At 66.5% G+C, this 22083-nt stretch carries 20 protein-coding genes and 1 pseudogene; 5 read left to right on the top strand and 16 right to left on the bottom strand.

Annotated features, from left to right (window positions below):
* Positions 1-81: 81 nt before the first annotated feature.
* The 6 genes from ACOJB8_RS07775 to ACOJB8_RS07750 form a co-directional block, all read right to left on the bottom strand.
* Entirely contained in the window at positions 82-351 is a 270-nt protein-coding gene (locus ACOJB8_RS07775; RefSeq protein WP_042270095.1) for an HPr family phosphocarrier protein, read from the bottom strand.
* Positions 352-436: 85 nt separating this feature from the next.
* Positions 437-1018, bottom strand: a complete 582-nt coding sequence (locus ACOJB8_RS07770; protein ID WP_475011979.1) for a PTS sugar transporter subunit IIA — start codon at positions 1016-1018, stop codon at positions 437-439.
* 428 nt (positions 1019-1446) lie between these two features.
* Positions 1447-2400 (bottom strand): glutathione synthase, encoded by a 954-nt coding sequence (gene gshB, locus ACOJB8_RS07765; RefSeq protein ID WP_342949547.1) that lies wholly within the window; start codon positions 2398-2400, stop codon positions 1447-1449.
* Positions 2401-2535: 135 nt separating this feature from the next.
* The gene (gshA, locus tag ACOJB8_RS07760) at positions 2536-3825 is read right to left on the bottom strand and encodes a glutamate--cysteine ligase (RefSeq protein ID WP_069264972.1); all 1290 of its coding nucleotides are present in this window, start codon (positions 3823-3825) and stop codon (positions 2536-2538) included.
* A gap of 384 nt (positions 3826-4209) precedes the next feature.
* Positions 4210-5706, bottom strand: a complete 1497-nt coding sequence (locus ACOJB8_RS07755) for an ammonium transporter (protein WP_342949548.1) — start codon at positions 5704-5706, stop codon at positions 4210-4212.
* A gap of 40 nt (positions 5707-5746) precedes the next feature.
* Positions 5747-6085 (bottom strand): P-II family nitrogen regulator, encoded by a 339-nt coding sequence (locus ACOJB8_RS07750; protein ID WP_028201804.1) that lies wholly within the window; start codon positions 6083-6085, stop codon positions 5747-5749.
* A 528-nt stretch (positions 6086-6613) separates the two neighbouring features.
* On the opposite strand from ACOJB8_RS07750, the gene ACOJB8_RS07745 reads away from it, so the two are divergent.
* Positions 6614-6871, top strand: a complete 258-nt coding sequence (locus ACOJB8_RS07745; protein ID WP_028201802.1) for an accessory factor UbiK family protein — start codon at positions 6614-6616, stop codon at positions 6869-6871.
* Positions 6872-7081: 210 nt separating this feature from the next.
* Positions 7082-8719: a YifB family Mg chelatase-like AAA ATPase gene (locus ACOJB8_RS07740; RefSeq protein ID WP_342949549.1), complete on the top strand. Its 1638-nt coding sequence runs from the start codon at positions 7082-7084 to the stop codon at positions 8717-8719.
* A gap of 416 nt (positions 8720-9135) precedes the next feature.
* Here the strand turns inward: ACOJB8_RS07740 and ACOJB8_RS07735 are convergent, their stop codons facing one another.
* Positions 9136-9684 carry a hypothetical protein gene (locus ACOJB8_RS07735; protein ID WP_342949550.1) on the bottom strand — a complete coding sequence of 183 codons (549 nt, stop codon included), beginning with the start codon at positions 9682-9684 and terminating at the stop codon, positions 9136-9138.
* Between the two features lie 245 nt (positions 9685-9929).
* Between ACOJB8_RS07735 and ACOJB8_RS07730 the strand changes: the two genes are divergently transcribed.
* Positions 9930-10415, top strand: coding sequence for a TlpA family protein disulfide reductase (locus ACOJB8_RS07730; protein ID WP_375542204.1), 486 nt, complete (start codon positions 9930-9932; stop codon positions 10413-10415).
* A 73-nt stretch (positions 10416-10488) separates the two neighbouring features.
* Here the strand turns inward: ACOJB8_RS07730 and ACOJB8_RS07725 are convergent, their stop codons facing one another.
* The 3 genes from ACOJB8_RS07725 to ACOJB8_RS07715 form a co-directional block, all read right to left on the bottom strand.
* Positions 10489-11862 (bottom strand): sigma-54-dependent transcriptional regulator, encoded by a 1374-nt coding sequence (locus tag ACOJB8_RS07725; protein WP_370684279.1) that lies wholly within the window; start codon positions 11860-11862, stop codon positions 10489-10491.
* Positions 11863-11894: 32 nt separating this feature from the next.
* Positions 11895-13874: a sensor histidine kinase gene (locus ACOJB8_RS07720; RefSeq protein ID WP_475012081.1), complete on the bottom strand. Its 1980-nt coding sequence runs from the start codon at positions 13872-13874 to the stop codon at positions 11895-11897.
* Between the two features lie 156 nt (positions 13875-14030).
* A complete protein-coding gene (locus ACOJB8_RS07715; RefSeq protein ID WP_254314733.1) occupies positions 14031-15317 on the bottom strand; it encodes a dicarboxylate/amino acid:cation symporter in 1287 nt (428 codons plus the stop codon).
* Between the two features lie 24 nt (positions 15318-15341).
* On the opposite strand from ACOJB8_RS07715, the gene ACOJB8_RS07710 reads away from it, so the two are divergent.
* Positions 15342-15581: a hypothetical protein gene (locus tag ACOJB8_RS07710; RefSeq protein WP_141710677.1), complete on the top strand. Its 240-nt coding sequence runs from the start codon at positions 15342-15344 to the stop codon at positions 15579-15581.
* A gap of 32 nt (positions 15582-15613) precedes the next feature.
* Here the strand turns inward: ACOJB8_RS07710 and ACOJB8_RS07705 are convergent, their stop codons facing one another.
* The 6 genes and pseudogenes from ACOJB8_RS07705 to ACOJB8_RS07680 form a co-directional block, all read right to left on the bottom strand.
* Positions 15614-16501 (bottom strand): ABC transporter permease subunit, encoded by an 888-nt coding sequence (locus tag ACOJB8_RS07705; RefSeq protein ID WP_475011971.1) that lies wholly within the window; start codon positions 16499-16501, stop codon positions 15614-15616.
* Positions 16498-17307 (bottom strand): taurine ABC transporter ATP-binding protein, encoded by an 810-nt coding sequence (locus ACOJB8_RS07700; protein ID WP_475011969.1) that lies wholly within the window; start codon positions 17305-17307, stop codon positions 16498-16500. Before ACOJB8_RS07700 ends, ACOJB8_RS07705 begins: the two co-directional genes overlap by 4 nt.
* A 16-nt stretch (positions 17308-17323) precedes the next feature.
* Positions 17324-18376, bottom strand: coding sequence for a taurine ABC transporter substrate-binding protein (gene tauA, locus ACOJB8_RS07695; protein ID WP_069265078.1), 1053 nt, complete (start codon positions 18374-18376; stop codon positions 17324-17326).
* A gap of 249 nt (positions 18377-18625) precedes the next feature.
* Positions 18626-19627 carry a lipoyl synthase gene (gene lipA, locus ACOJB8_RS07690; RefSeq protein ID WP_342949553.1) on the bottom strand — a complete coding sequence of 334 codons (1002 nt, stop codon included), beginning with the start codon at positions 19625-19627 and terminating at the stop codon, positions 18626-18628.
* A gap of 166 nt (positions 19628-19793) precedes the next feature.
* Positions 19794-20555: pseudogene (gene lipB, locus ACOJB8_RS07685) on the bottom strand (lipoyl(octanoyl) transferase LipB); the annotation flags it as partial.
* Between the two features lie 110 nt (positions 20556-20665).
* Entirely contained in the window at positions 20666-20992 is a 327-nt protein-coding gene (locus ACOJB8_RS07680) for a DUF2917 domain-containing protein (RefSeq protein ID WP_069265084.1), read from the bottom strand.
* Between the two features lie 101 nt (positions 20993-21093).
* Here ACOJB8_RS07680 and ACOJB8_RS07675 point away from each other — a divergent pair, with 101 nt between their 5' ends.
* Entirely contained in the window at positions 21094-22071 is a 978-nt protein-coding gene (locus ACOJB8_RS07675) for a transcriptional regulator GcvA (RefSeq protein ID WP_069265086.1), read from the top strand.
* Positions 22072-22083 lie beyond the last annotated feature (12 nt).

Genomic DNA, 22083 nt, shown 5'->3' with positions numbered 1-22083 from the left:
TGTGCAGCAGTCGCCGCCCGCAAACAAAAACGCCGCGGCAAACCGCGGCGTTCCGAGCAAGGCGCAATGACCACGCGCGTCTTACTGGCCTTCGCCAAACTTATCGGCGATCAGCTTGAGCAGCGCGCTCATGGCGTCGGCCTCGTCCGGGCCTTCGGTTTCGATCATCACCGTGCTGCCGATGCCCGCCGCCAGCATCATGACCCCCATGATGCTCTTGGCGTTGATGCGGCGGCCGTTGCGGCTCATCCAGATTTCCGACTGATAGTTGCCTGCGAGCTGCGTCAGCTTCGCCGACGCCCGCGCGTGCAGGCCGAGTTTGTTCACGATGGTCGTTTCTTGTTGCAGCATAGGTCGATCCGGACGCGGTGTGTGGAAGTGAGACTGGGTTGTTTCGCTGTGCCTTGTTGTTGGCTTTCGCTGGCGCGCCGCCGGCTCAGGTGCTGCCAGCCGGCCTGAACACGCCCGCCGCAACGCCGCCGGTGCAAGCCGCGCCGCGCGTCGCGGCTGCTGGCTGGCTCGCGCTCTGGCCGGCTACCGGATTCGCGGCCTGCTTTGTCGCGTCGGCAGTGGTTTCGGTGCAGGGCGTGGGCGGGCAAGCGCATTCGCTCGCAGGAGCAATGGGCGGCATGGTCGGGCCGATGGTCTGCACGCCCTTGCTCGCGCCGGCCAGCGCCTTTTCGACCAGCGTGTCGAGCGGCGTTGCCCGGTAGCACACGGCACGCACCAGCATCGGCAGATTCACGCCGGCCAGCACGCGCACCTCGGGCACCGTGGCGAGGCGCGCCGCGATGTTCGAAGGCGTGGCGCCGAACATGTCGGTCAACACGAGCGCGCCGTTTTCTTCGCGCAGGCGCTCGATCTCCGAATTCGCCTTGGCGACCACTTCAGCCGGGTCGCTGTCGGGGAGCACGTCGAGCGCGCCGATGCGCGCCGGACAACCGCCATAGATATGCGCGATGCACTCGCGTAGCGCGGTGGCGAGCGGTGCGTGCGCAATGATCAGAATCCCTGCCATGTCAGCTTGACTGCAAAAAACGGCTCCGGTTGATGCTCGGACGACCCCGTAGATCGCGTCCTGCAGCGCCAACCCCGCAGCCAGCCGTGAGCTCGCAGGGTCGGAAGACGCGCCGCGCGGCAGCCAAAGCGTCTCGTCGACGCCCGCCTGCCAGCCCGGAACGCGGGCTCGCGGCATTGTAGCAGGGTCATTTTCGCGCACGCGAGGCGGTTCTGCTCACAGCGGCGACAGATATCGCGCGCGATTCACAGGCTCCGCGTACGCGCTCGACCTTTCGTGGTCCAAAACTGCCCGCCAGTCAAGGTCTGGAGGGGGCGCCTGCCCTGCAAGGCGTCCACATCCGGCAAATGCAGCCATACGCGAGGCTTTCAAGTCCGCGCTCCAGGTGCGGGCTTCAAATGCGCCCGGTCCCCGTTTCGAAAGCAGATTCAGGCCGCCGCGCGCTCCAGCGCGTCGATGAACATCGCGGCCACGTCGAAGCCCGTCTGCTCCATGATTTCGCGGAAACACGTCGGGCTCGTGACATTGACCTCGGTGAGCCAGTCGCCGATGGCGTCGAGCCCGACAAGCAGCAGGCCGCGTGCCGCGAGCGTCGGGCCGAGCGCTTTGGCGATCTCCATGTCGCGCCCGGTGAGCGGCTGCGCGACGCCGAGCCCACCCGCCGCCAGATTGCCGCGCACTTCATTGCCCTGAGGAATACGCGCGAGCGAAAACGGCACCGGCTCGCCGCCGATCAGCAGGATACGCTTGTCGCCGGCCTTGATTTCGGGGATGAACTTCTGCGCCATCACGCTGCGCGCCCCGTCGTGACTCAGCATCTCGATGATCGAGCCGAGGTTCATGCCGTCCGCCTTCACGCGGAAGACGCCCATGCCGCCCATGCCGTCGAGCGGCTTGAGGATCACGTCCTGGTGCTCCTCATGGAACTTGCGCAGGCGCGCCGCGCTGCGCGTGACGAGCGTCGGCGCGACGAACTGCGGAAATTCGCCGATGGCGAGCTTCTCCGAGTGATCGCGAATCGACTGCGGCTTGTTGAAGATCTTCGCGCCCGCGCGCTCGGCGATCTCCAGCAGCCACGTCGACGTGACGTACTCCATGTCGAACGGCGGGTCCTTGCGCATGACGACGGCGTCGAAGCCGGTGAGCGCGCGCGCATCGGCCGTGGCTTCGAACCACGTTTCGCGATGCAGGTCCGCCGTATCGCCGATGATCGTGAAGCGCCGCACGTCGGCCTCCACCTGGCCGTTCACCCATGCGAGGTGCTGAGGCTCGCACGCGAAGAGCCGGTGGCCGCGCTTCGCGGCCTCGGCCATCATCGCGTAGGTCGAGTCCTTGTAGATCTTGAACCGCTCGAGCGGATCGGCGATGAAGAGAATGTCCATATCGTCTCTGCCTTGTCCCTGTCCTGTCGCTGCTTGACGCCTGGCATGGCGCCTGGTGTGGTGCCTGCTTTCATGACGGCAACGCCCGCACGGTGGCGGGCGCTGCGTTCGATTGTGTGAAGGATGACGGCTGGATCAGACCTGGATCGCTTCGGGGTCGGTCTTCTCCAGCTCGACCGAGGCCGCCAGCAAGCCGAGCCGCGCCACCACGCCGTACATGTAAAAGCGGTTCGGCGGCGCCGCCCCCGCTTTCGCGCGCGTGTCGGGCAGCGCCGTGTGCTCGAAGCCGAGCGGCACGAAATGCATGCCCGGCGCGTTCAGGTTCTGGTCGCGCTCGCGGCTGCCGTGCGCGCGGTAGAAGCCGCCCACCACATAGCGGTCGATCATGTACACGACCGGCTCGGCCACTTCGTCGCCGATATGCTCGAACGTATAGACGCCTTCCTGCACGATCACGTCGTGCACTTCCAGCCCGTCCTTCGTGGCCGACATCTTCGCACGTTCGCGCTTCGTGAGTGCGGCGACCTCCGAGGCATCGTGCACCGTCATCACACCGCGGCCGTCCGTGCCGGCATCGGACTTGATGACGACATAGGGCTTTTCGGTGATGCCGTACTCGCGGTACTTCTTCGCGATCTTCTTGAGCACGGCGTCGATGGCGGTCGCGAGCGGCTCCTCGCCCGTGCGCGCCTCGAAGTCCACGCCTTCCACGTGCGCGAAGTACGGATTGATCATCCACGGGTCCACGCCCACCATCTTCGCGAACTTCTTCGCCACGTCGTCATAGCAGGAGAAGTGCGTGGACTTGCGGCGCACCGCCCAGGCGGCGTGCAGCGGCGGCAGCACGTACTGCTCGTGCAGGTTTTCGAGCACGGGCGGAATGCCGGCCGAAAGATCGTTGTTCAGCAGGATCGAGCACGGGTCGAAGTTCTTCAGGCCGAGGCGCCGCTGCGAGCGCTCGAGCGGTTCGAGCACGATCTTCTGGCCGTCCGCGAGCGAGATCGTGACCGGCCCGGCGATCGTGTCGTCGAGGGTGCCGAAACGCACGTTCAGGCCCGCCTGGCGCATGATTGTGGCGAGCCGCGCGACATTCTCCAGATAAAACGCGTTGCGCGTGTGCATCTCCGGAATCACCAGCAGGTTCTTGGCGTCCGGGCAGATCTTTTCGATGGCGGCCATGGCCGCCTGCACGGCGAGCGGCAGCACTTCCTGCGGCAGGCAGTGGAAGGCGCCGGGAAAAAGGTTGGTGTCGACGGGCGCGAGCTTGAAGCCGGCGTTGCGCAGGTCGACCGAGGCGTAGAACGGCGGCGTGTGCTCCTGCCATTCGAGGCGGAACCAGCGCTCGATGGCCGGCGTCGCGTCGAGGATGCGCTGCTCCAGTTCGAGGAGCGGGCCATTCAACGCCGTAACCAGATGCGGGACCATAAGGGGTGACTCGCGGACGAAATGCTTTGATTGTAGGGAAACCGGTCGTTTATCTGGGGACGATTGCGCCAGTTGCAAGACGGGATTGCCCTCGTGAATCCCCGTCATGAAACCCTTGGGCGCGGTAGGGTCAATCGAGCGTTTCGCGCGCGCGGATATTCAAGCCGGATATCCATTCTGGACCGCCCGCGCCGCCCGGCGCAATTGGGCACACGGATTGAAGGGGCACTATGCGAACGCGCGGGCGCGGCGCTTATTCCCCCTCCCGCGGGAGCAAAGCCCACACCCGGCGCCGCAGCGCGCAAAAGAAAAGGGCCCGCCGAAAAGGCGGGCCCAGGTCGCTGCTTACTGCCCTGCTAGATCAAACCGTCTAACGCGGCGCGCTTATTCCACGCGTTCGCCATGCAGCACCACGTCGAGACCTTCGCGCTCTTCTTCTTCCGAAACGCGCAGGCCCATCACCATGTCGATCACCTTCAGCAGGACGAAGCTCACCACGCCGCTATAGATGAGGGTCGTGAGCACGCCCTTGGCTTGCAGGATGAGGCTGCCATCCGCGCCGCCGATATCCTTCACCGCGAACACGCCGGTCAGCAGCGCACCGATGATGCCGCCGATGCCGTGCACGCCGAACGCGTCGAGCGAGTCGTCATAGTTGAACTTGTGCTTGAGCCACGTCGCCGACCAGAAGCAGACCACGCCCGCCACCACACCGATCACGATTGCGCCCAGCACGCCGACGAAACCCGAAGCCGGCGTAATGGCCACGAGACCTGCAACGGCGCCCGAAGCGATACCGAGCACCGACGGCTTGCCCTTCGCGATCCACTCCGCGAACATCCAGCCGAGCGCGGCGCAGGCGGTAGCGATTTGCGTCGTGAGCATCGCGAAGCCGGCACGGCCGTCAGCCGCGACTGCCGAACCCGCGTTGAAGCCGAACCAGCCCACCCACAGCATGGCCGCACCCATCAGCGTGAGCGTGAGGTTGTGCGGAGCCATCACTTCGCGGCCATAGCCAACCCGCTTGCCGAGCACGAGACAGCACACGAGGCCCGCGATACCGGCGTTGATGTGCACGACCGTGCCGCCCGCGAAGTCGAGGATGCCGGCGCTGGCGAGCCAGCCCGTCGGCTCCCACACCATGTGCGCGATCGGCGAGTAGACGATGACCGACCACAGCGACATGAACACGAGCATCGCCGAGAACTTCATGCGATCGGCAAACGCACCGGTGATGAGCGCCGGCGTGATGATCGCGAACGTCATCTGATAGACGAAGTACACGGTCTCGGGGATGGTCGGCGCGAGGTGGCTCACGGTAAGCGTCGTCGCCTTGTCGCCCTTGATGTAGTTCATGCCCTCAAGGAAGATGCGCGAGAAGCCGCCGATGAACGAGCCGCCCGGCGTGAACGCGATCGAGTAGCCGACCACCGTCCAGATCACCGTGACGACGCAGGTGATCGCGAAGCTCTGCATGAGCGTCGAGAGCACGTTCTTCTTGCGGACCATGCCGCCGTAGAAGAGCGCGAGGCCCGGGATCGTCATGAACAGCACGAGCGCGGTGGAGGTCAGCATCCACGCGGTGTCGCCGGAGTTGATCTTCGACGAATCGACCGAGAACGGCGCGGTCGGTGCGGCGGGCGCCGCGGCTGCGGCAGCGGCCGATGCGTCGGCCGGGGCGCTGGCTGCTGCTGCCGGGGCCGAAGCCGCGTCGGCTGCGGGCGCCGAAGCCGGGGCGGCTGCGGACGCATCGGGCGCCGAAGCGGTGGTGGCCGGCGCGGAGGCCGCGGCGGGCGCGGATGCGTCGTCCGCCAGCGCGGCGCCGACGCCGCCGGCCAGCAGCGAGCCGGCCATCATCAGGGACATCAAAAGTTTGCGCATCTCGGTTTCCTCTTTCCTCTTGTCTCGGTCTCTTTAGGCTTTACAGCGCGTCGGCGCCGGTCTCGCCGGTGCGGATGCGGATCACTTGTTCGATCGGGGTGACGAAAATCTTGCCGTCGCCGATCTTGCCCGTGCGGGCCGCGCGTTCGACTGCCTCGATGGCCTGCTCGACGATGTCGTCGGCCACGGCGGCTTCGATCTTCACCTTCGGCAGGAAGTCGACGACATACTCCGCGCCGCGGTACAGCTCGGTGTGCCCCTTCTGGCGACCGAAGCCTTTCACCTCCGTCACCGTGATCCCCGAAACGCCGATCGCCGAAAGGGCTTCGCGCGCCTCATCGAGCTTGAACGGCTTGATGATTGCTGTAATGAGTTTCATGTAGTCCTCGCTGTGGTTTGCTTCATTCCTTTGTCTGCTTCTGCAACGGGCGCCCGGCGAACGGCGCGTGATGCTTCGCCGCGTCGCTGGCACACCGTGAGCCAACCTGTCGTTCGGTGCGCGGGGCAGTATTAGCAACACCCGTGCCAATTTGCTGCACTCCGTGCGTAAAGGCGGTGTGATGGACTTCGATGCAAGCGCGCTCAAAGCCGTGGACAATGCGGTCCGCGCCTTGAGGGGCGCGGCGCGCAAGGCCTTGGCCGAACGGCCAGCGTGGCGCGCGCGCGGTGGCGTGGCGGGGGGAACGTTGCTACAGTGTTCTCAGGCATTGCTGCCGCGCCGGGCGCCGCATGGCGGCTGGAAATGGCCCGCCGCGCCACAGCGCGAAGCACACGGGCCCGCGGTGCGCACCACTTGCGCGCACACTGGCCGTGGCCCTGCGAGTTCGCACCAAGATCGATCACGGTCCGCCGCGGGGCACAGGCGAAACAAAACTTGCACATTTTTTGTGCAGCGAAGGGGAATCGAATGAAGCAACCTAACGATGTATTCAATGATCTGCAGTCGCGCGTGAGCGATCTGCTCAAGAACTCGCCGGCGCGCGATGTCGAACGCAATGTTCGCGCAATGTTGTCGCAAGGCTTTTCGAAGCTGGACCTCGTCACGCGCGAGGAATTCGACGCGCAAACGCAGGTGCTCGTGCGCACGCGCCAGCGCCTCGAAGAACTCGAGCGCCGCGTGGCCGAGCTCGAGCAGAAGCTGCCGGTGACTAGCCAGTCCTCCTGATCATTTCCTTGCGCACTCCTGTGCGCAATTGAGTGCAGCACCGCTGCCGCCCCGCCGCAAGCGATCCGTAGCGTGGTCGCAATGGAACCGTAAAGGGGCATACGCCTCACCAGCCTGGCGCATGCACGGCGCGCGAAACACATACGAAGCCCGGTCCGAAGCTTCGTACACCGCGCGCCACTTCTGCATGCGAGCCTTCCGGAGAATCCCATGTCGCTTGCCGTGGTGCGCAGCCGCGCGCCGGCTGCTGGCCGCGCGCCCGAAGTCACCGTCGAAGTCCATCTCGCCAACGGTCTGCCGTCGTTTTCCATCGTCGGGCTGCCCGATCTCGAAGTGCGCGAAAGCCGCGAGCGCGTGCGCGCCGCGCTCTCGAACTGCGGCTTCGATTTCCCGGTGAGGCGCATTACCGTCAACCTGGCACCCGCCGATCTACCCAAGGAATCCGGCCGCTTCGATCTGCCCATCGCGCTCGGCATTCTCGCGGCGAGCGGGCAGCTTCCGGCTGCGGCACTCGCGCACCGGGAGTTCGCGGGCGAGCTTTCGCTCACCGGCGCCGTGCGGCCCATGCGCGGCGCGTTTGCCATGGCTTGCGGCACGGCACGCGCGCACAGAGAGCGCGCAGCGCATTTCGACGAAGCGGCAGCGTTCAGCCGCGAGCCCATAGGCGAAAGCGCCATCCTTCGGATTCCCGATACTGAACCCGGCGAAGCAGCGCGCCCCGGCATGCCCGAGCTTTATCTGCCCGCGCAAAACGCTGCCGAAGCGGCGCTCGTGCCAGATGTCGCGGTGTACGGCGCGGCAGACCTGCGCTCCCTGTGCGCCCATCTGGCGGGCGGCGATCCCGAAGCGCGCCTCGCCCCCGTGCGCGCGAGCGCCCTCGACACTGGACCCATCGCCACGCCCCCTGACATGGCCGACGTCGTCGGCCAGCGCGGGGCGCGCCGGGCGCTCGAAGTCGCGGCGGCCGGCGGGCACCATCTGTTGATGGTCGGGCCGCCAGGCGCCGGCAAGTCGATGCTCGCCGCACGCCTGCCCGGGCTCCTGCCACCCATGACGGACGACGAGGCGTTAGCCTCCGCCGCCCTGCTCTCCGCCAGCGCGGTCGGTTTCACGCCGCAGCAGTGGCGCAAGCGGCCGTTTCGCGCGCCGCATCACTCGTCGAGTGCCGCCGCGCTGATCGGCGGGCGCAATCCGCCGCAGCCGGGCGAGATCACGCTCGCGCATTTAGGGGTGCTATTTCTGGACGAGCTGCCCGAATTCGACCGCCACGTGCTGGAGACCCTGCGCGAGCCGCTCGAAGTGGGCGCGATCACCATTTCACGCGCCGCGTGGCAAACCGACTTTCCGGCCGCCTGCCAACTCATTGCCGCGATGAATCCCTGCCCGTGCGGCTGGCGCGGCGACCCCGCTGGTCGCTGCCGCTGCACGCCCGAAAGCGCCGCGCGCTATTTGCGCAAGCTGTCGGGGCCGCTCCTGGACCGCATCGACATCCAGATCGAGATTCCAGCGCTGCCGCCCGCCGAACTGGCCGCTCGCGCGAGCACGAACGCCGAATCGAGCGCCGCGATCGCCGCTCGCGTCCAGGCGGCACGCGAGCGCCAGCTGGCGCGCCAGAGTAAAACCAATCGCGAATTGAACGGCCGCGAAACCGACGCAGTCTGCCAGCCGGACGCCGCCGGGGAAGCGCTGCTGCGCGAAGCGGGCGAGCGCTTTGGCTGGTCGGCACGCGCCCATTACCGGGTGCTCAAGGTCGCGCGCACGATCGCCGATCTCGCGGGCGCCGCGATGCCCGATGCCGCCCACGTGGCGGAGGCCGTGCAGTACCGGCGCGTGTTCACCGAGCGGTAACCCGCAGTGCCGGTTTCGCCGGAGAGCGCTGCCGCTTTGCGCCGCAGGGAATGTGAATAGCGCCAATAAGTCGAAGTCAAGACTTGACTTATGCACATTTCGTCATGATGCCCCTGGTTCTGAGCATGGTTCGCATTACGCCACGATCGCTTTCGTAACCCATTGATTCTTCTACCCTTCTGGATTTACAGAAAAGCGGCCAAAACTAACAGAAAGCCCACAGGACGGCCCTTTCCGGCCAACGGGGCGTTGTTTTCCACAAAGTTACCCACAGCTCCTGTGGGTAACCAGTAAACCGTCAATCAAATCCGATAATTAGCGTGTTTACCTGCAGCGCAACTTTCACTTCGGCCCGCAAGCGCCCGCCGCTGTGTGACCAAAACATCGCGACGCAAGGCGTGCTGGAGTCCGAAAACTCAGTACAGCTTGAAAGATCCGAAGAACTGATCGACCTGCTCGACCGGCGGCTCGGTACGGCCGACGATCGCCACCTGATAGGCGCGTGCGCCCTTTGCAACGAGCCGCGCGTGGATCGTGCGCGTCTCGCCGTTGGCGCCCGCCTTGCCGGCCATGCGCATTTCGACGCCCTCGACCGAGCCGCCCATTGCAAGCGGCACCCCCACCGCGTGTGTCTCGGCAGCCGCGCCCACGTTGCGCGCGAGGCCCGCGCGCAGGAAGTCGAGTGCCTTTTGCTGCGTTGCGGGCTGCGCGTCGGGCAGATCGAGCGTGCCGACCACGAACACGTCGCCGGCGACTTCGGCCGTCTGCACGCGCATGCGCATCGGCGTGCCGTTCACGTCGATGCGGCGCTCGTCCTTGTCGGGCTTGGCCGGCAGATCGATCGCGTAGCCGCTGGCATCGTTCGAAATCGTGCGCCAATCGTAAGTGGGCGAGCAGGCGGCCAGCGCGAACGCGGCGGCGAGTACGCCCAGCGCCGCCACGCGGGCAGCAACGGAGGCGCGCATCGGTAGATTCAACGGGAGTCGGGCACGGCGAAGGATGTCCAGGACCATGGGGCGCGGTTCGTTACGGAGGTGAAAGGTGCGCGACATTATCCGTCGACGCATACCCGGATGTTGTCTCGCAACCGCTATGCCGGGAAATTCGGCGCTACAATATTTGCGCTCGACACCCGCGCCCTTCGGCGCACGAGGCAAGGCTCATGACCGCTGCATCCCCGAATTCTTCGAACAAGCGTTCCGGCGCGCTCATGCGCATTGGCGCGGCGGTGGTCGTCGTCGCGATCGCTGTGGCCGGCTACTTCGCGTTCTTCGGCAGCCAGCAGCGCGTGCCCGACGCCACCTTCACGCTCCTGTCCGGCCAGAAGGTCTCCACGAACGACCTGAAGGGCAAGGTCTACCTAGTCAACTTCTGGGCGACGAGCTGCACGACCTGCATGGCGGAAATGCCGAAGATGGTCCAGACCTATAACCGCTTCAAGGGCGAAGGTCTCGAGTTCGTTGCGGTGGCGATGAACTACGACGCGCCGATGTACGTCGCCAACTACGCGCAAACGCGCCAGTTGCCGTTCAAGGTGGCGATGGACGACGGCTCGGCGGCCAGGCAGTTCGGCAACGTCCAGCTCACGCCCACTACCTTCGTGATCGGCCGCGACGGCAAGATCCTCAAGCGCTACGTGGGCGAGCCGCAGTTCGCCGAACTCGACCAGTTGCTGCAGAAGGCGCTGGCGACCTGATACGCGATTCGCGTAGCCAATAAAAAAAGCAGCGGAAAAACCGCTGCTTTTTTTTATGCCTCTTTGTGCCGCTTCACGCCTCGCCGCGCGCCACCAGCCCATAGCGGCGAATTTTCTCGTACAACGTGGCTTTCGCCATTTGTAGCCGCTCGGCGGCCTGGGCGACCGCGCCGTTGCTCTGCTGCAGCGCGTCGGCAATCAGTGCGCGCTCGTACTGCTCCACGCGCTCCTTGAGCGGCAACGCGTCGTCCTCGCCGGCCGCCGCGACTGCCGACAGATCGTCGGGAATCCCGAGGACCCTGCGGTCCGCCGCATTGCGCAGCTCGCGCACGTTGCCCGGCCAGTCGCGCTGCGCGAGCCGCATGCGATCGCGCTCGGTGAGCAGCGGCGCGGGACGCTGGTAGCGCACCGCCGCGTCGAGCAGGAAGTGCTCGAAGAGCGGCACGATGTCCTCGCGGCGCTCGGCCAGCGGCGGCAACGCGATCGTCACGACGTTCAGCCGGTACAGCAGGTCGCGCCGGAAGGTCCCCGCCGCGACGTGCTCGCTCATGTCGCCCTTCGCCGCCGCGACCACGCGCAAGTCGGCGCGCACTGGCTGGTTCGAACCGAGGCGCTCCAGCACGCCATCCTGCAGCACGCGCAGCAGCTTCACCTGCAGCGAGAGCGGCATGCTTTCGATCTCGTCGAGAAAGAGCGTGCCGCCGCTCGCGTGCTCGAGCTTGCCGATCCGGCGCTTGGCCGCGCCCGTGAAAGCACCCGCCTCGTAGCCGAACATCTCCGACTCGAACATCGGTTCGGGCAGCGCGCCGCAGTTCACGGCGACGAACGGCTTGTCATGGCGCGGCGAAAGCTCATGCAGGCTGCGCGCAATGAGTTCCTTGCCCGCGCCGGTGTCGCCGTTGATGAGCACCGAGGCGTCCGTCGGCGCGACGTTCGCGATGAGCTTGCGCACCTGTTCGATCGCCGGACTTTTGCCGATGATGCGCGGCGCGAGCGCGTCGTGCCCCGCCAGCTCGCGGCGCAGCGCGAGGTTTTCGAGCACGAGCAGGCGCCGCTCCAGCGCGCGCCGCACCGTTTCGATAAGGCGTTCGGAGGCGAACGGCTTTTCGATGAAGTCGTAAGCGCCGTCGCGCATGGCCTGCACGGCCATCGAGATATCGCCGTGGCCCGTCACGAGGATGATGGGCACCTCGGGCGCTCGCTCGTGGCATTGCGCGAGCAGATCGAGCCCGCTCATGCCGGGCAGGCGGATATCGCTCACCACGACGCCCGCGAAGTCGGCATCGACGAGCGGCAGCGCGCTTTCCGCATTGGCGAAACCGGCGGCGTCGAAGCCGGCGAGCTGCAGGCTTTGCACGCCCGCGCGGCGCACCAGTTCGTCATCCTCTACGTAGAGCACCCGGCCGGGCGCGGTATTGACCATGCGTTCACCATGTTCGTTCGTCATCCTGATTCAAAAGCCAGCCACGCAACCCAGCGTCACAACCCCGCGGCACGCGCCGCGCTCTCGGCATCGGCACGCGCGCGGCGCAACGTCAGCACGAAGCGTGCGCCGCCTTCGGGTACGTTGCTCGCCGTGAGCGAGCCGCCGCAGTCGCGCGCGATCGACGAGGAGATCGCAAGGCCAAGGCCGAGCCCCTGCCCCATTTCCTTGGTCGTGAAAAACGGCTCGAAGAGGCGCGGCAGCACATCGTCGGGAATGCCCGGCCCATTGTCGCTCACCGCGATGGCGAGCGTCGCGGCGCTCGCCTGCACGTCGATCGCAATGCGCGGCGACGGCAGGCCCGCCACGGCGTCGAGCGCATTGCCGAGTACGTTGATGACCACCTGCTCGAGCCGCAGGTCGTCGCTCTGCGCGCTCAGGTCCGGGTACTCGGCGTCCACGTCGAGCGGCACGGTCGGCGCGCCGTCTTCCGTCAACGTGAGATCCACGCGCACGCCGTCGAGCCGCTTGCCGAGCAGCGCGAGCGAGTTGCGCAGCGCGCGGGCCACCGGTGCACGCGCGCCTCTCGGCCGCGCGCGCCCGACGAACAGCTTGAGCTGATTGACGATCTTGCCCATGCGCTCGGTGAGCGAGCCGATCGCCTCGAGGTTTTCGGTGGCCGCCGTGTATTGGCCGCGCTCCAGAAACACGCGCGTGTTGTCCGAGAAGCTGCGCAACGCCGCGAGCGGCTGGTTCAGTTCGTGCGTGATGCCTGCCGCCATCTGGCCGAGCGCGGCGAGCTTGCTCGCCTGGATCAGCTCGTCCTGGGTCGCGCGCAGTTCCGCCTCGGCGCGCGTGCGCTCCGCCACCTCGCGCTGCAGGCGCTCGTTGGCCTGCGAGAGATCGGCGGTGCGCTCGGCCACGCGCTCGTTGAGCATCGCATAGGCCTTTTGCAGCATCGCGCGGCTGCGCATCACTTCCCTCACGCGTGCGCGCCGCATGCGCCAGTAGAAGCCGAACAGGCACAGCGAAACGTAGCCGAAACCGGTCATGATGGTCGCGTTGCGCGAGGCTTCGAGCACGGGATCGATCGACGACATGGTGACGAGATGCCAGTCGGGCTCGACGAGCGAGCGTCGCGTTTCCAGGTAGCGCGGTGCGCGGATGCCGGCGCCCATGCGCACGATGTCGGCGCCGCCCTGCAACACGCGTTCGACGCGCGTCGGCAGCGGCGCGATCGGCTCGCTCGCGTACTGGCGCGTGGCGTCGATCGAGGCCACCACGGCCGGCGGCAGCGGGCGCACCGTGCGGTACTTCCACGCGGGCACCGAGGAGAGAAAGATCACGCCGTTGTCGTCAGTGACGAGCAGCGGCTCCGAGGCATCGGTGCCCGGAAACCATTCGAGATTGAGCTTCACCACGGCCACGCCGACGATCTTGCCGTCGCGCCGCACGGGCTGCGACACGTAGTAGCCCGGATCGTGCGAGATCGTGCCGATGCCGAAGAAGCGCCCCACGCGGCCGTTCATCGCGTCGATGAAATACGGCCGGAAGCGGTAGTCCACGCCCACGAAGCTATCGGGGTCGCGCCAGTTGCTCGCCGCGATGCTCATGCCGTCGGCGCGGATGATGTAGGTCGTCGTGGCGCGCGCGTGACGGTTCACGTCTTCGAGATAGCGGTTCGCGGCGGCCACCCACTCGGGTCTCGGATCGACCAGCACGTCCTGCACGAGCGGATGCTCGCCGACGATATAGGGCAGCGAGTCGTAGCGCTCGAGCGTGCTCTTGAGCGAAGCCGCGGTGCGGTCGCCGCGCACGGCGGCGTTGCGGCGCAGCGCGTCGATCCCGGTCTGCCACGTGAGCGCCCACGTCAGCGCGCAGACCGCGACGAGGCCGGCTGCGAGCGCGAAGAGGATGATGAGGCGGCGCGTCACGTGAGCGGCTTCCAGACGGTCGAGGGGGATGAGAGAGATTGTGGCACACGGCCGCGCCGCGCCGGGGCGTCCGGCTGGACTAAGCGCTTCGGACCCACTCAGCCAAACTGCGGCGAAGTCAGACGAGAAACAAAAACGGACGGCGCTCGCGCAGGGGAAACGCTCGCGCCGCCCAGCGGCCATGGCCGCGAAACATCGAGAGAACAGACATCGACGGGCGGCGCGCCTCACGGCCTGCGCGCGCCCGCCCAGCGCGGCTTACGCGCCTGCGCTTTCCTTCATTTCTTCGACCTCGCCGGAGAGCACGGCGCGCAGCTTGTTGCGGTCGAGCTCCTTCTCCCATGCCGAGACCACGACCGTCGCCACGCCGTTGCCGACGATGTTGGTCAGCGCACGGCATTCGCTCATGAAGCGGTCGATGCCGAGGATCAGCACCATGCCCGAGAGCGGAATGGTCGGCACCACGGCGAGCGTGGCCGCCAGCGTGATGAAGCCCGCGCCGGTCACGCCGCTCGCGCCCTTCGAGGTGAGCATCGTCACCGCGAGCAGCGTGAGCTGCTGCGTCCACGTGAGATCGGTGTTGGTCGCCTGGGCGATGAAGAGCACCGCCATCGTCATGTAGATGTTGGTGCCGTCGAGGTTGAACGAGTAGCCGGTCGGCACGACGAGGCCCACGACCGAGCGCGAGCAGCCAAGGCGCTCGAGCTTCTGCATCAGTTGCGGCAGGGCCGATTCCGACGAGCTGGTGCCGAGCACGATCAGCAGCTCTTCCTTGATATAGGAAACGAAGCGGATGATCGAGAAGCCCGTGAAGCGCGCGATCGCGCCGAGCACGACGAGCACGAACACGATCGACGTGAGGTAGAACGTGCCGATGAGCTTGAGCATCGGGATCAGCGAGCCCACGCCGTACTTGCCGATGGTGAACGCCATCGCGCCGAACGCGCCGATCGGTGCGAGCTTCGTGACGATCTTCACGACGCCGAACAGCACGCCCGAGATGCTGTCGATGAACTCGGTCACCACGCGGCCACGCTCGCCCAGTTGCGTGAGCACGGCGCCGAACAGCAGCGCGATCAGCAGAATCTGCAGGATTTCGCCCTGCGCGAACGCCGAGGTGATCGTGTCCGGAATGATGTGCATCAGGAAGTCGACGCTGCTCTGGCCATGCGCCTTTTCGGCGTAGCTGGCCACGGCCTTGGCGTCGAGCGAATGGACGTCGACGTTGAAGCCCGCGCCCGGCTTCAGCACGTGCGTGGCGATCAGGCCGAGCACGAGCGCGAAGGTGGAGACGATCTCGAAGTAGAGCAGCGCCTTGCCGCCCACGCGGCCCACCTTCTTCATGTCCTCCATGCCGGCGATGCCGGTCACGACGGTACAGAAGATGATCGGCCCGATCACCATCTTGATGAGCTTGATGAAGGCGTCGCCGAGCGGCTTCATGTCGATGCCGATGGCGGGCCAGTAATGGCCGAGGATCACGCCGATGACGATCGCCACGATCACCTGGAAATAGAGGACTTTGTGGAGAGGTTTCTTCACGATGATTCCTGCAAATGAGTTAAGCCAATGGCCGAACGAATCGAGTTCGGGCCGCGACAGGTCGAAACTGGGGATCAGCGAAACCGGAAGAGGGGATCGGACATCGGCTGTCTCCTTGCTGTTTTTTTTGTCGCGGCCGGGGTGGCCGCGCGTTCTTATTTGCAAGGAGAATGCCAGCTAGCGCAACCGCTCACGCCATTGATTTATAAGGATTTTTATCCAACGAACCAAGGCGCGAATCTGGTTTTCCAGAATCGCGCCCTATGAGCGTTCGGATTTCCAGAAAGACGGGAGCCGCCTTAGCCGCGTCCCTTCCACGGCACGAGGCGCCGTTCGAGCGCGCGCATGGCGAGGTCGAAGAACCAGGCAATGAGCCCGATCAGCACGATGCCCATCACCACGACGTCGGTGCGCAGGAAGCTCGACGCGTTGAGCACCATCTGCCCGAGACCTGCCGTCGCGGCGACCATCTCGGCGGCCACGAGCGTAGTCCAGCCGAAGCCGATGGCGATGCGCAGGCCCGTGAGGATCTCCGGCAGCGCGGCGGGCAGCACGACGAAGCGCACGATCTGCGCGAGGCTGCCGCCCAGCGACGCCGCCGCGCGGATCTGCTCGACGCTCGCGCTCTTCGCGCCGGCGCGAGCGGCCATGGCGATGGGTGCGAAACACGCGAGCCAGATCACGACGATCTTGGCCGTTTCGTCGATGCCGAACCAGATCACCACGAGCGGCAGGTAGGCGAGTGGCGGCAGCGGCCGGTAGAACTCGAGCGGCGGATCGAGCAGGCCGCGCGCGATGCGCGAGACGCCCATCAGAATGCCGACGGGCACGGCCGTCACCACCGCCAGCAGGAACGCACCGAACACGCGCAGCGCGCTCCAGAACAGATGCTCGCAGAGCGGCAGGCCCCCCTGGATGCGGCCGTGCAGCGCGTCCGTGAAGGCTTGCCAGACGGCTTCCGGCGTCGGCAGGAAAAGCGGCGGCAGCCAGTGCAGCTGCGTCGCGAGCCACCAGAGCAGCGCGAGCGCCGCCACCGACGCCGCGCTCAGCGCCGCCGTGGGGCCTTCGCCGGGCATGCGCCAGACTTTGGAGCGCGCCGTTTGCGCCGCGTGCGCCTCGTCAGTGCGGGGCAGCGCGCGGGCCGCTTTAAGCGCGACTTCTCTCAACGATTCGTGCGACACGCTCATACCGGCTCCTCGTGTACGTGAGCGCCCGCGTCTGCATGCAGCAATTCCACCAGCCGCTCGCGCCACGCGATGAACTCCGGCGACGACTTCACGGCGCGCGCGTCACGCGTGGCGAGATACCGGCGCGCGAACGGCACCTCGTACTCGCGCTCGATGCGGCCCGGGCCCGGCGTCATGACGACGATGCGCGTCGCCAGAAAGAGCGCCTCCTCGACGCTGTGCGTGATGAAGAACACCGTCTTCTGCGTGCGCGCCCAGACGTCGAGCACGAGCGTCTGGACCTGCTCGCGCGTCATGGCGTCGAGGGCGCCCATCGGCTCGTCCATCAGCAGGATCTGCGGATCGCTCGCGAGCGCGCGCGCAATGCCCACGCGCTGCTGCATGCCGCCCGAGAGCGCATACACGCGTTCGCGCGCCTGGGCTTCCAGGCCCACGAGCGCAAGCTGCTCGCGCGCGATGCGCTCGCGCTGCGCCTTCGGCACGCGCCGAAAGCGCAAGCCGAGCGCGACGTTATCCAGCACGTCGAGCCACGGCAGGAGCGCGTGCTTCTGGAACACCACGCCGCGCTCGGCGCCCGGCCCCTCCACGCGCGCGCCGTTCACGCGCACCTCGCCAAGCGCCGGCTCGATGAAGCCCGCGATGCAGTTGAGCAACGTGGTCTTGCCACAGCCCGAAGCGCCGAGCGCCACGACGAACTCGCCGCTCGCCACGTCGAGGTTCACGTTCGCGAGCGCGACGTTCGGCGCAGCGTCACGTCGAGCGCCTTCGTAGATGACGGTGAGATCGCGGATCTCGAGCGCGCTCATGGGTTGCTCCTTGCGTTCAATGCGCAGCGGCGCGCTGCACGTACTGCGGATCAACGCCTACCGAATAGTCGGGCAGCACGTTCTGGATCGTGCCTTGCTCCTTGAGGAAGGCCGCCGTGGCGAGCAGCGACTGCGCCGCCCCCGACTGCGCGCCACCGCCCAGCCAGGTCTTCGAGGCCTGCTCGGCGGGCGTGGGGAACGCGTAGAGCGCGAGGCTCGCGGGCACTTCGGCGGCATTCGCACCCGACTCTTTCGCCACCGCCAGCACCTGCGGCGAAGCCGCGTTCCATGCCGTGCGATGCGCGCCGTAATCGGCGTCGGCGGCGGCCAGCACCTTCACGAACCTGGCGACGAAATCGCCGTTGTCCTTCGCGAACTTGCGATCGACCACGAACCCGTCGAAGGTCGCCTTGCCCGTGGCCTTCGCCACCTGGCCCGAAGTCACCAGCACTTTGCCGTTCTTCTTCACCTGCGCGAGCACGGGGTCCCAGATGTAGGTCGCGTCGATGTTGCCGCGCTGCCAGGCGGCCGCGACCTCGGGCGGACGCAGGTTGACGATCTTCACGTCGGCGGGATTCACGCCCGCGTTCTGCAGCGCGACGAGCGCGTGAAAGTGCGAGGTCGAGACATACGGCACGCCGATCGTCTTGCCCTTCAGACCCGCGATGCTCGTCACGCCCGAACCGTCGCGCGCGACGAGCGCTTCGGCGTCGTTGATGTTGTCGAGAATCCAGAAGAGCGAGAGATCCACGCCCTGCGAGAGGCCCGCCGCAATCGGGCTCGAACCGGCTTCGCCGAGCTGCACCGAGCCCGAGGCGAGCGCGCGGATCACATCGGCGCCGCTCGCGAGCTTACGGTAGGTGACCTTGTAGCCCGTTTCCTTCTCGACTTCGCCGGTTGCCTGCGCGTAGCGCCACGGCACCACCATGTCCTGATACGCGATCACGACCTCGCGCGTTTCGGCGTGCGCGCGCGGCGCGCCGAACGCGCTAGCGAGGCAGGCGGCGGCGAATGCGACGGCGGCGATGTGCGGGCGGCGTGCGAATGCAGGGATAGCGCGAGGGTTCATCGGGAGACTCCGGCGAAACGACGTTCGAGTGAATGAAGGTTCCGACTATAGGGAGTCTGGCGGCGGCCGGTTCTAACTTATCCGCGTTAGCTAATGACGCTGCTGGAGCATTGCTTTTCGCGTTGAGGTGGATGGTGCGGGAATCGATGCATGCATCGCGCTGTTCGAGCGCGGCGCGACGCAAAAAAGCAAAAAGCCCGCTTTTCAGCGGGCCTTTCGACTGGGTGCTTGCGAGAAGCGGGGAATTGTTTAAACCACCCCTGCCCCATGCGCTTGCAGATCGGCGTGATAGCTCGAGCGCACCATCGCGCCAACGGCCGCGTGCGTGAAGCCCATCTTGTACGCCTCTTCCTCGTACATCTTGAAGGTGTCGGGATGCACGTACGAACGCACTGGCAGATGGTGCTCCGAAGGCTGCAGGTACTGGCCGATCGTCAGCATGTCGACGTCGTGCGCGCGCAGGTCGCGCATCACCTGAAGAATTTCTTCTTCGGTTTCGCCGAGGCCCACCATCAGGCCCGACTTCGTCGCGACTTCGGGATGCAGCGCCTTGAAGTCCTTGAGCAGCTTGAGCGAGTGCGCGTAATCCGAACCCGGGCGCGCTTCCTTGTAGAGGCGCGGCACCGTTTCGAGATTGTGGTTCATCACATCGGGCGGCGCGGCATTGAGGATCTGCAGCGCGCGATCCAGACGGCCGCGGAAGTCCGGCGTGAGAATCTCGATACGCGTTTCGGGCGATTGCTCGCGCACCTGACGGATGCACTCCACGAAGTGGCCGGCGCCGCCGTCACGAAGGTCGTCGCGGTCCACACTCGTGATCACGACGTACTTGAGCTTGAGCGCGCCGATCGTGCGCGCGAGGTTCGCCGGCTCATCCGGATCGAGCGGATCGGGGCGGCCGTGGCCCACGTCGCAGAACGGGCAGCGGCGCGTGCACTTGTCGCCCATGATCATGAAGGTCGCGGTGCCCTTGCCGAAGCATTCGCCGATGTTCGGGCAGCTCGCTTCCTCGCACACCGTGTGCAGGTTGTGCTCCCGCAGGATGTTCTTGATTTCGTAGAAGCGCGAGTTGCCCGTGGCCGCCTTCACGCGGATCCACTCGGGCTTCTTCAGCTTCTCGATGGGAATGACCTTGATCGGAATGCGCGAGGTCTTGGCCTGCGCCTTCTGTTTTGCGGTGGCGTCGTAGGCAACGGCGTCGGCGCTCGTGCCAGCGGAGTTTGCGGCGGGGTTCGCGGTTACGTCAGTCATGCTTTCGATCCAGTCAGGCCGCCGGTGCAACGCCAGCCTGCGGTTGCGGCGGTTGCCCGCCTGATACGGCCGCTTCGGCCGGGTCCATCGCGGCCGCGCAAGCGGCCGCTTCCTTTTCAGCCGCCTCTGCGACCGGTTTCGTTCCGGCCGCTTCGGCTGAAGGGTCTGTGGCAGCCGCTTCGGCTACCGCGAGAAGTGTTGCTGCGTGCGCCGCGAGATTCGCCTCGAGCCGCGCCGCCAGCGTGGCGGCGACTTCGCGCCAGTCCGCCCGGACGCCAAGCGTGGCCATATCGACGGTTTCGAGACCGGCGTATCCACACGGATTGATCGCCAGAAATGGGTTCAGATCCATCGACACGTTCAGGCTCACGCCGTGATAGCTGCAGCCGTTGCGGATCTTCAGCCCGAGGGCGGCGACTTTCGCGCCCGGGTGCGCGGCGCTCGCGCCGCTGGCGCCTTCTGGCACGTAAATGCCGGGCGCGCCGGCCTTGCGCTCGCCCGCGAGATTATACGCCGCCAGTGTTTCGATCACGGCGTCCTCGATGAGCGTGACGAGCTCGCGCACCATCAGCTTGCGGCGCCGCAGGTCGAGCAGCAGGTAGGCCACCACCTGGCCCGGCCCGTGATACGTGATCTGCCCGCCGCGATCGATCTGTACGAGCGGGATGCCGCTGTTCGCCACCAGCAGATGCTCAGGCTTGCCGGCCTGGCCGAGCGTGAACACGGGCGGATGCTCGACGAGCCAGATTTCATCGGGCGTATTGGCGTCACGAGCGGCCGTGAACTCGCGCATGGCGTCAAAGCTTGCTTGATAAGCCTCGTTGCCGCGCCAGCGCACGACGATGGACGAACTTGCCGTTTGAGACGCGACCGCGGCCGCGCCGGGGTCGGAATGAATTTGCGAGGGTGAAACCGGGGTGGCGCACATGATTTCGGGAGTTTACCGAATTCGGGGCGAGCGCGCCGGGCATGCTGCGGACAACGGCGGCGATGGGTGGCTTTCCCATCGTCGCCGCTTTCGAGTGACGAGCCGTCAGGTCAAACCGTGCGCCAGCCGTCGCCGATGTGAACGCCTGCGCGCTGTGCGGCGCGCGCGGCCAGGTCGACCACGCGCTCACTCAGGCGCGCCGGCGCGGCGAACCCCACCCACGCGGGCGCGCCGCCTTCCGCGCCGATCCACAGGCGCTCGCCGCGCCGCAGCCGCATCGTGTGGCCGGGTTCGAGCCAGTAGTCGGCGGTGTCGTCGCTGCGCGTGACCCAGACGGTGCCGCACTTCACGCTCAGCCGCGTGCTGCGTGCGACGCGCACTGAAGCCGTTTGGCCGGCCGCCACCTCAAACGTGATATCCGAAGAAATTTCTCTCATTTTCCACTCCGAATGACCTGCTTCGATAGCTACAATCGTAGACACCATAAGGGGTCGAGCAAAACGATCAATTTTCACGCCTATGTGAGAAAAAATACGATATGGATCTGCGCCAGCTACCCGCGCTGAATGCGCTCAAGGCCTTCGAAGCCGCCGCCCGCCACGAAAGCTTCTCGCGCGCCGCCGACGAACTCTTCGTCACGCACGGCGCCGTGAGCCACCAGATTCGCGCGCTCGAAGCGGAACTGGGCGTGGCGCTCTTCGCCCGCGACGGCAAACGCGTGCGCGTGACCGACACCGGCCGCCGCTACGCCGGCCAGGTGCGCGACGCGCTCAGCCAGCTCGCGCACGCCACCCAGGAAATCCGCGCCGGCGACCGCGACCGGCGGCTGGTCGTTTCAATGCTGTCGTCGTTCGCGGCGCGCTGGGTCACGCCGCGCATCGGCCGCTTCATCGAGGCGCATCCGCAGTGGGACGTCGAGTTGCAATCGACGAATTCGCTCACCGACTTCGCGCGCGACGACGTCGATGTCGCCATCCGCTTCGGCTACGGGCACTATCCGGGGCTGCACGCCGAACTGCTGCTCGACGAAATCTTCTTTCCCGCCTGCTCGCCCGAATTCAACGGCGGCAATCTGCCCACCGATCCACACGAACTCGCGAAGCTGCCGCTGCTGCGCTCGGACGACGAACTGTGGCGGCCGTGGTTCGACGCCGCTGGCCTCCAGGACCTGCCCGAGCCGAAGCGCGGCGTGCTTTACCAGGATTCGTCGAACCTTTTGCAGGCGGCGATGGACGGCCAGGGCATCGCGCTCGTGCGCCGCTCGCTCGCCATGCACGAGATCACACGCGGGCGCCTCGTGCGCCTTTTCAAGGACATCGACGGACCGAGCCCGTGGCGCTACTACTTCATCTGCCCGCCGCAACGCATGCAGACCGAGCGCGTGCAGGCGTTCCGCGACTGGGTATTCGACGAGGTCGCGCGCTTTCGACGGCTCTACGAGGACGCTTGCGAAGCCGGTCCGCTGATGACGGCCGCCGCCGCGGCGCAGCGCGCGCGCATCGGCGACATGCCTTGATGATCCACTGGA

The sequence above is a fragment of the Paraburkholderia sp. BR10141 genome (assembly GCF_056155635.1).
This window is presented reverse-complemented; position numbering and strand designations above follow the sequence as displayed.

What these genes read in the sequence shown, in the direction of transcription:
- ACOJB8_RS07775 (WP_042270095.1), bottom strand. Translation starts at nt 351, where the DNA reads ATGCTGCAACAAGAAACGACCATCGTGAACAAACTCGGCCTGCACGCG.
- ACOJB8_RS07770 (WP_475011979.1), bottom strand. Translation starts at nt 1,018, where the DNA reads ATGGCAGGGATTCTGATCATTGCGCACGCACCGCTCGCCACCGCGCTA.
- gshB (WP_342949547.1), bottom strand. Translation starts at nt 2,400, where the DNA reads ATGGACATTCTCTTCATCGCCGATCCGCTCGAGCGGTTCAAGATCTAC.
- gshA (WP_069264972.1), bottom strand. Translation starts at nt 3,825, where the DNA reads ATGGTCCCGCATCTGGTTACGGCGTTGAATGGCCCGCTCCTCGAACTG.
- ACOJB8_RS07755 (WP_342949548.1), bottom strand. Translation starts at nt 5,706, where the DNA reads ATGCGCAAACTTTTGATGTCCCTGATGATGGCCGGCTCGCTGCTGGCC.
- ACOJB8_RS07750 (WP_028201804.1), bottom strand. Translation starts at nt 6,085, where the DNA reads ATGAAACTCATTACAGCAATCATCAAGCCGTTCAAGCTCGATGAGGCG.
- ACOJB8_RS07745 (WP_028201802.1), top strand. Translation starts at nt 6,614, where the DNA reads ATGAAGCAACCTAACGATGTATTCAATGATCTGCAGTCGCGCGTGAGC.
- ACOJB8_RS07740 (WP_342949549.1), top strand. Translation starts at nt 7,082, where the DNA reads ATGTCGCTTGCCGTGGTGCGCAGCCGCGCGCCGGCTGCTGGCCGCGCG.
- ACOJB8_RS07735 (WP_342949550.1), bottom strand. Translation starts at nt 9,684, where the DNA reads ATGCGCGCCTCCGTTGCTGCCCGCGTGGCGGCGCTGGGCGTACTCGCC.
- ACOJB8_RS07730 (WP_375542204.1), top strand. Translation starts at nt 9,930, where the DNA reads ATGCGCATTGGCGCGGCGGTGGTCGTCGTCGCGATCGCTGTGGCCGGC.
- ACOJB8_RS07725 (WP_370684279.1), bottom strand. Translation starts at nt 11,862, where the DNA reads ATGACGAACGAACATGGTGAACGCATGGTCAATACCGCGCCCGGCCGG.
- ACOJB8_RS07710 (WP_141710677.1), top strand. Translation starts at nt 15,342, where the DNA reads ATGGCCGAACGAATCGAGTTCGGGCCGCGACAGGTCGAAACTGGGGAT.
- ACOJB8_RS07705 (WP_475011971.1), bottom strand. Translation starts at nt 16,501, where the DNA reads ATGAGCGTGTCGCACGAATCGTTGAGAGAAGTCGCGCTTAAAGCGGCC.
- ACOJB8_RS07700 (WP_475011969.1), bottom strand. Translation starts at nt 17,307, where the DNA reads ATGAGCGCGCTCGAGATCCGCGATCTCACCGTCATCTACGAAGGCGCT.
- tauA (WP_069265078.1), bottom strand. Translation starts at nt 18,376, where the DNA reads ATGAACCCTCGCGCTATCCCTGCATTCGCACGCCGCCCGCACATCGCC.
- lipA (WP_342949553.1), bottom strand. Translation starts at nt 19,627, where the DNA reads ATGACTGACGTAACCGCGAACCCCGCCGCAAACTCCGCTGGCACGAGC.
- ACOJB8_RS07680 (WP_069265084.1), bottom strand. Translation starts at nt 20,992, where the DNA reads ATGAGAGAAATTTCTTCGGATATCACGTTTGAGGTGGCGGCCGGCCAA.
- ACOJB8_RS07675 (WP_069265086.1), top strand. Translation starts at nt 21,094, where the DNA reads ATGGATCTGCGCCAGCTACCCGCGCTGAATGCGCTCAAGGCCTTCGAA.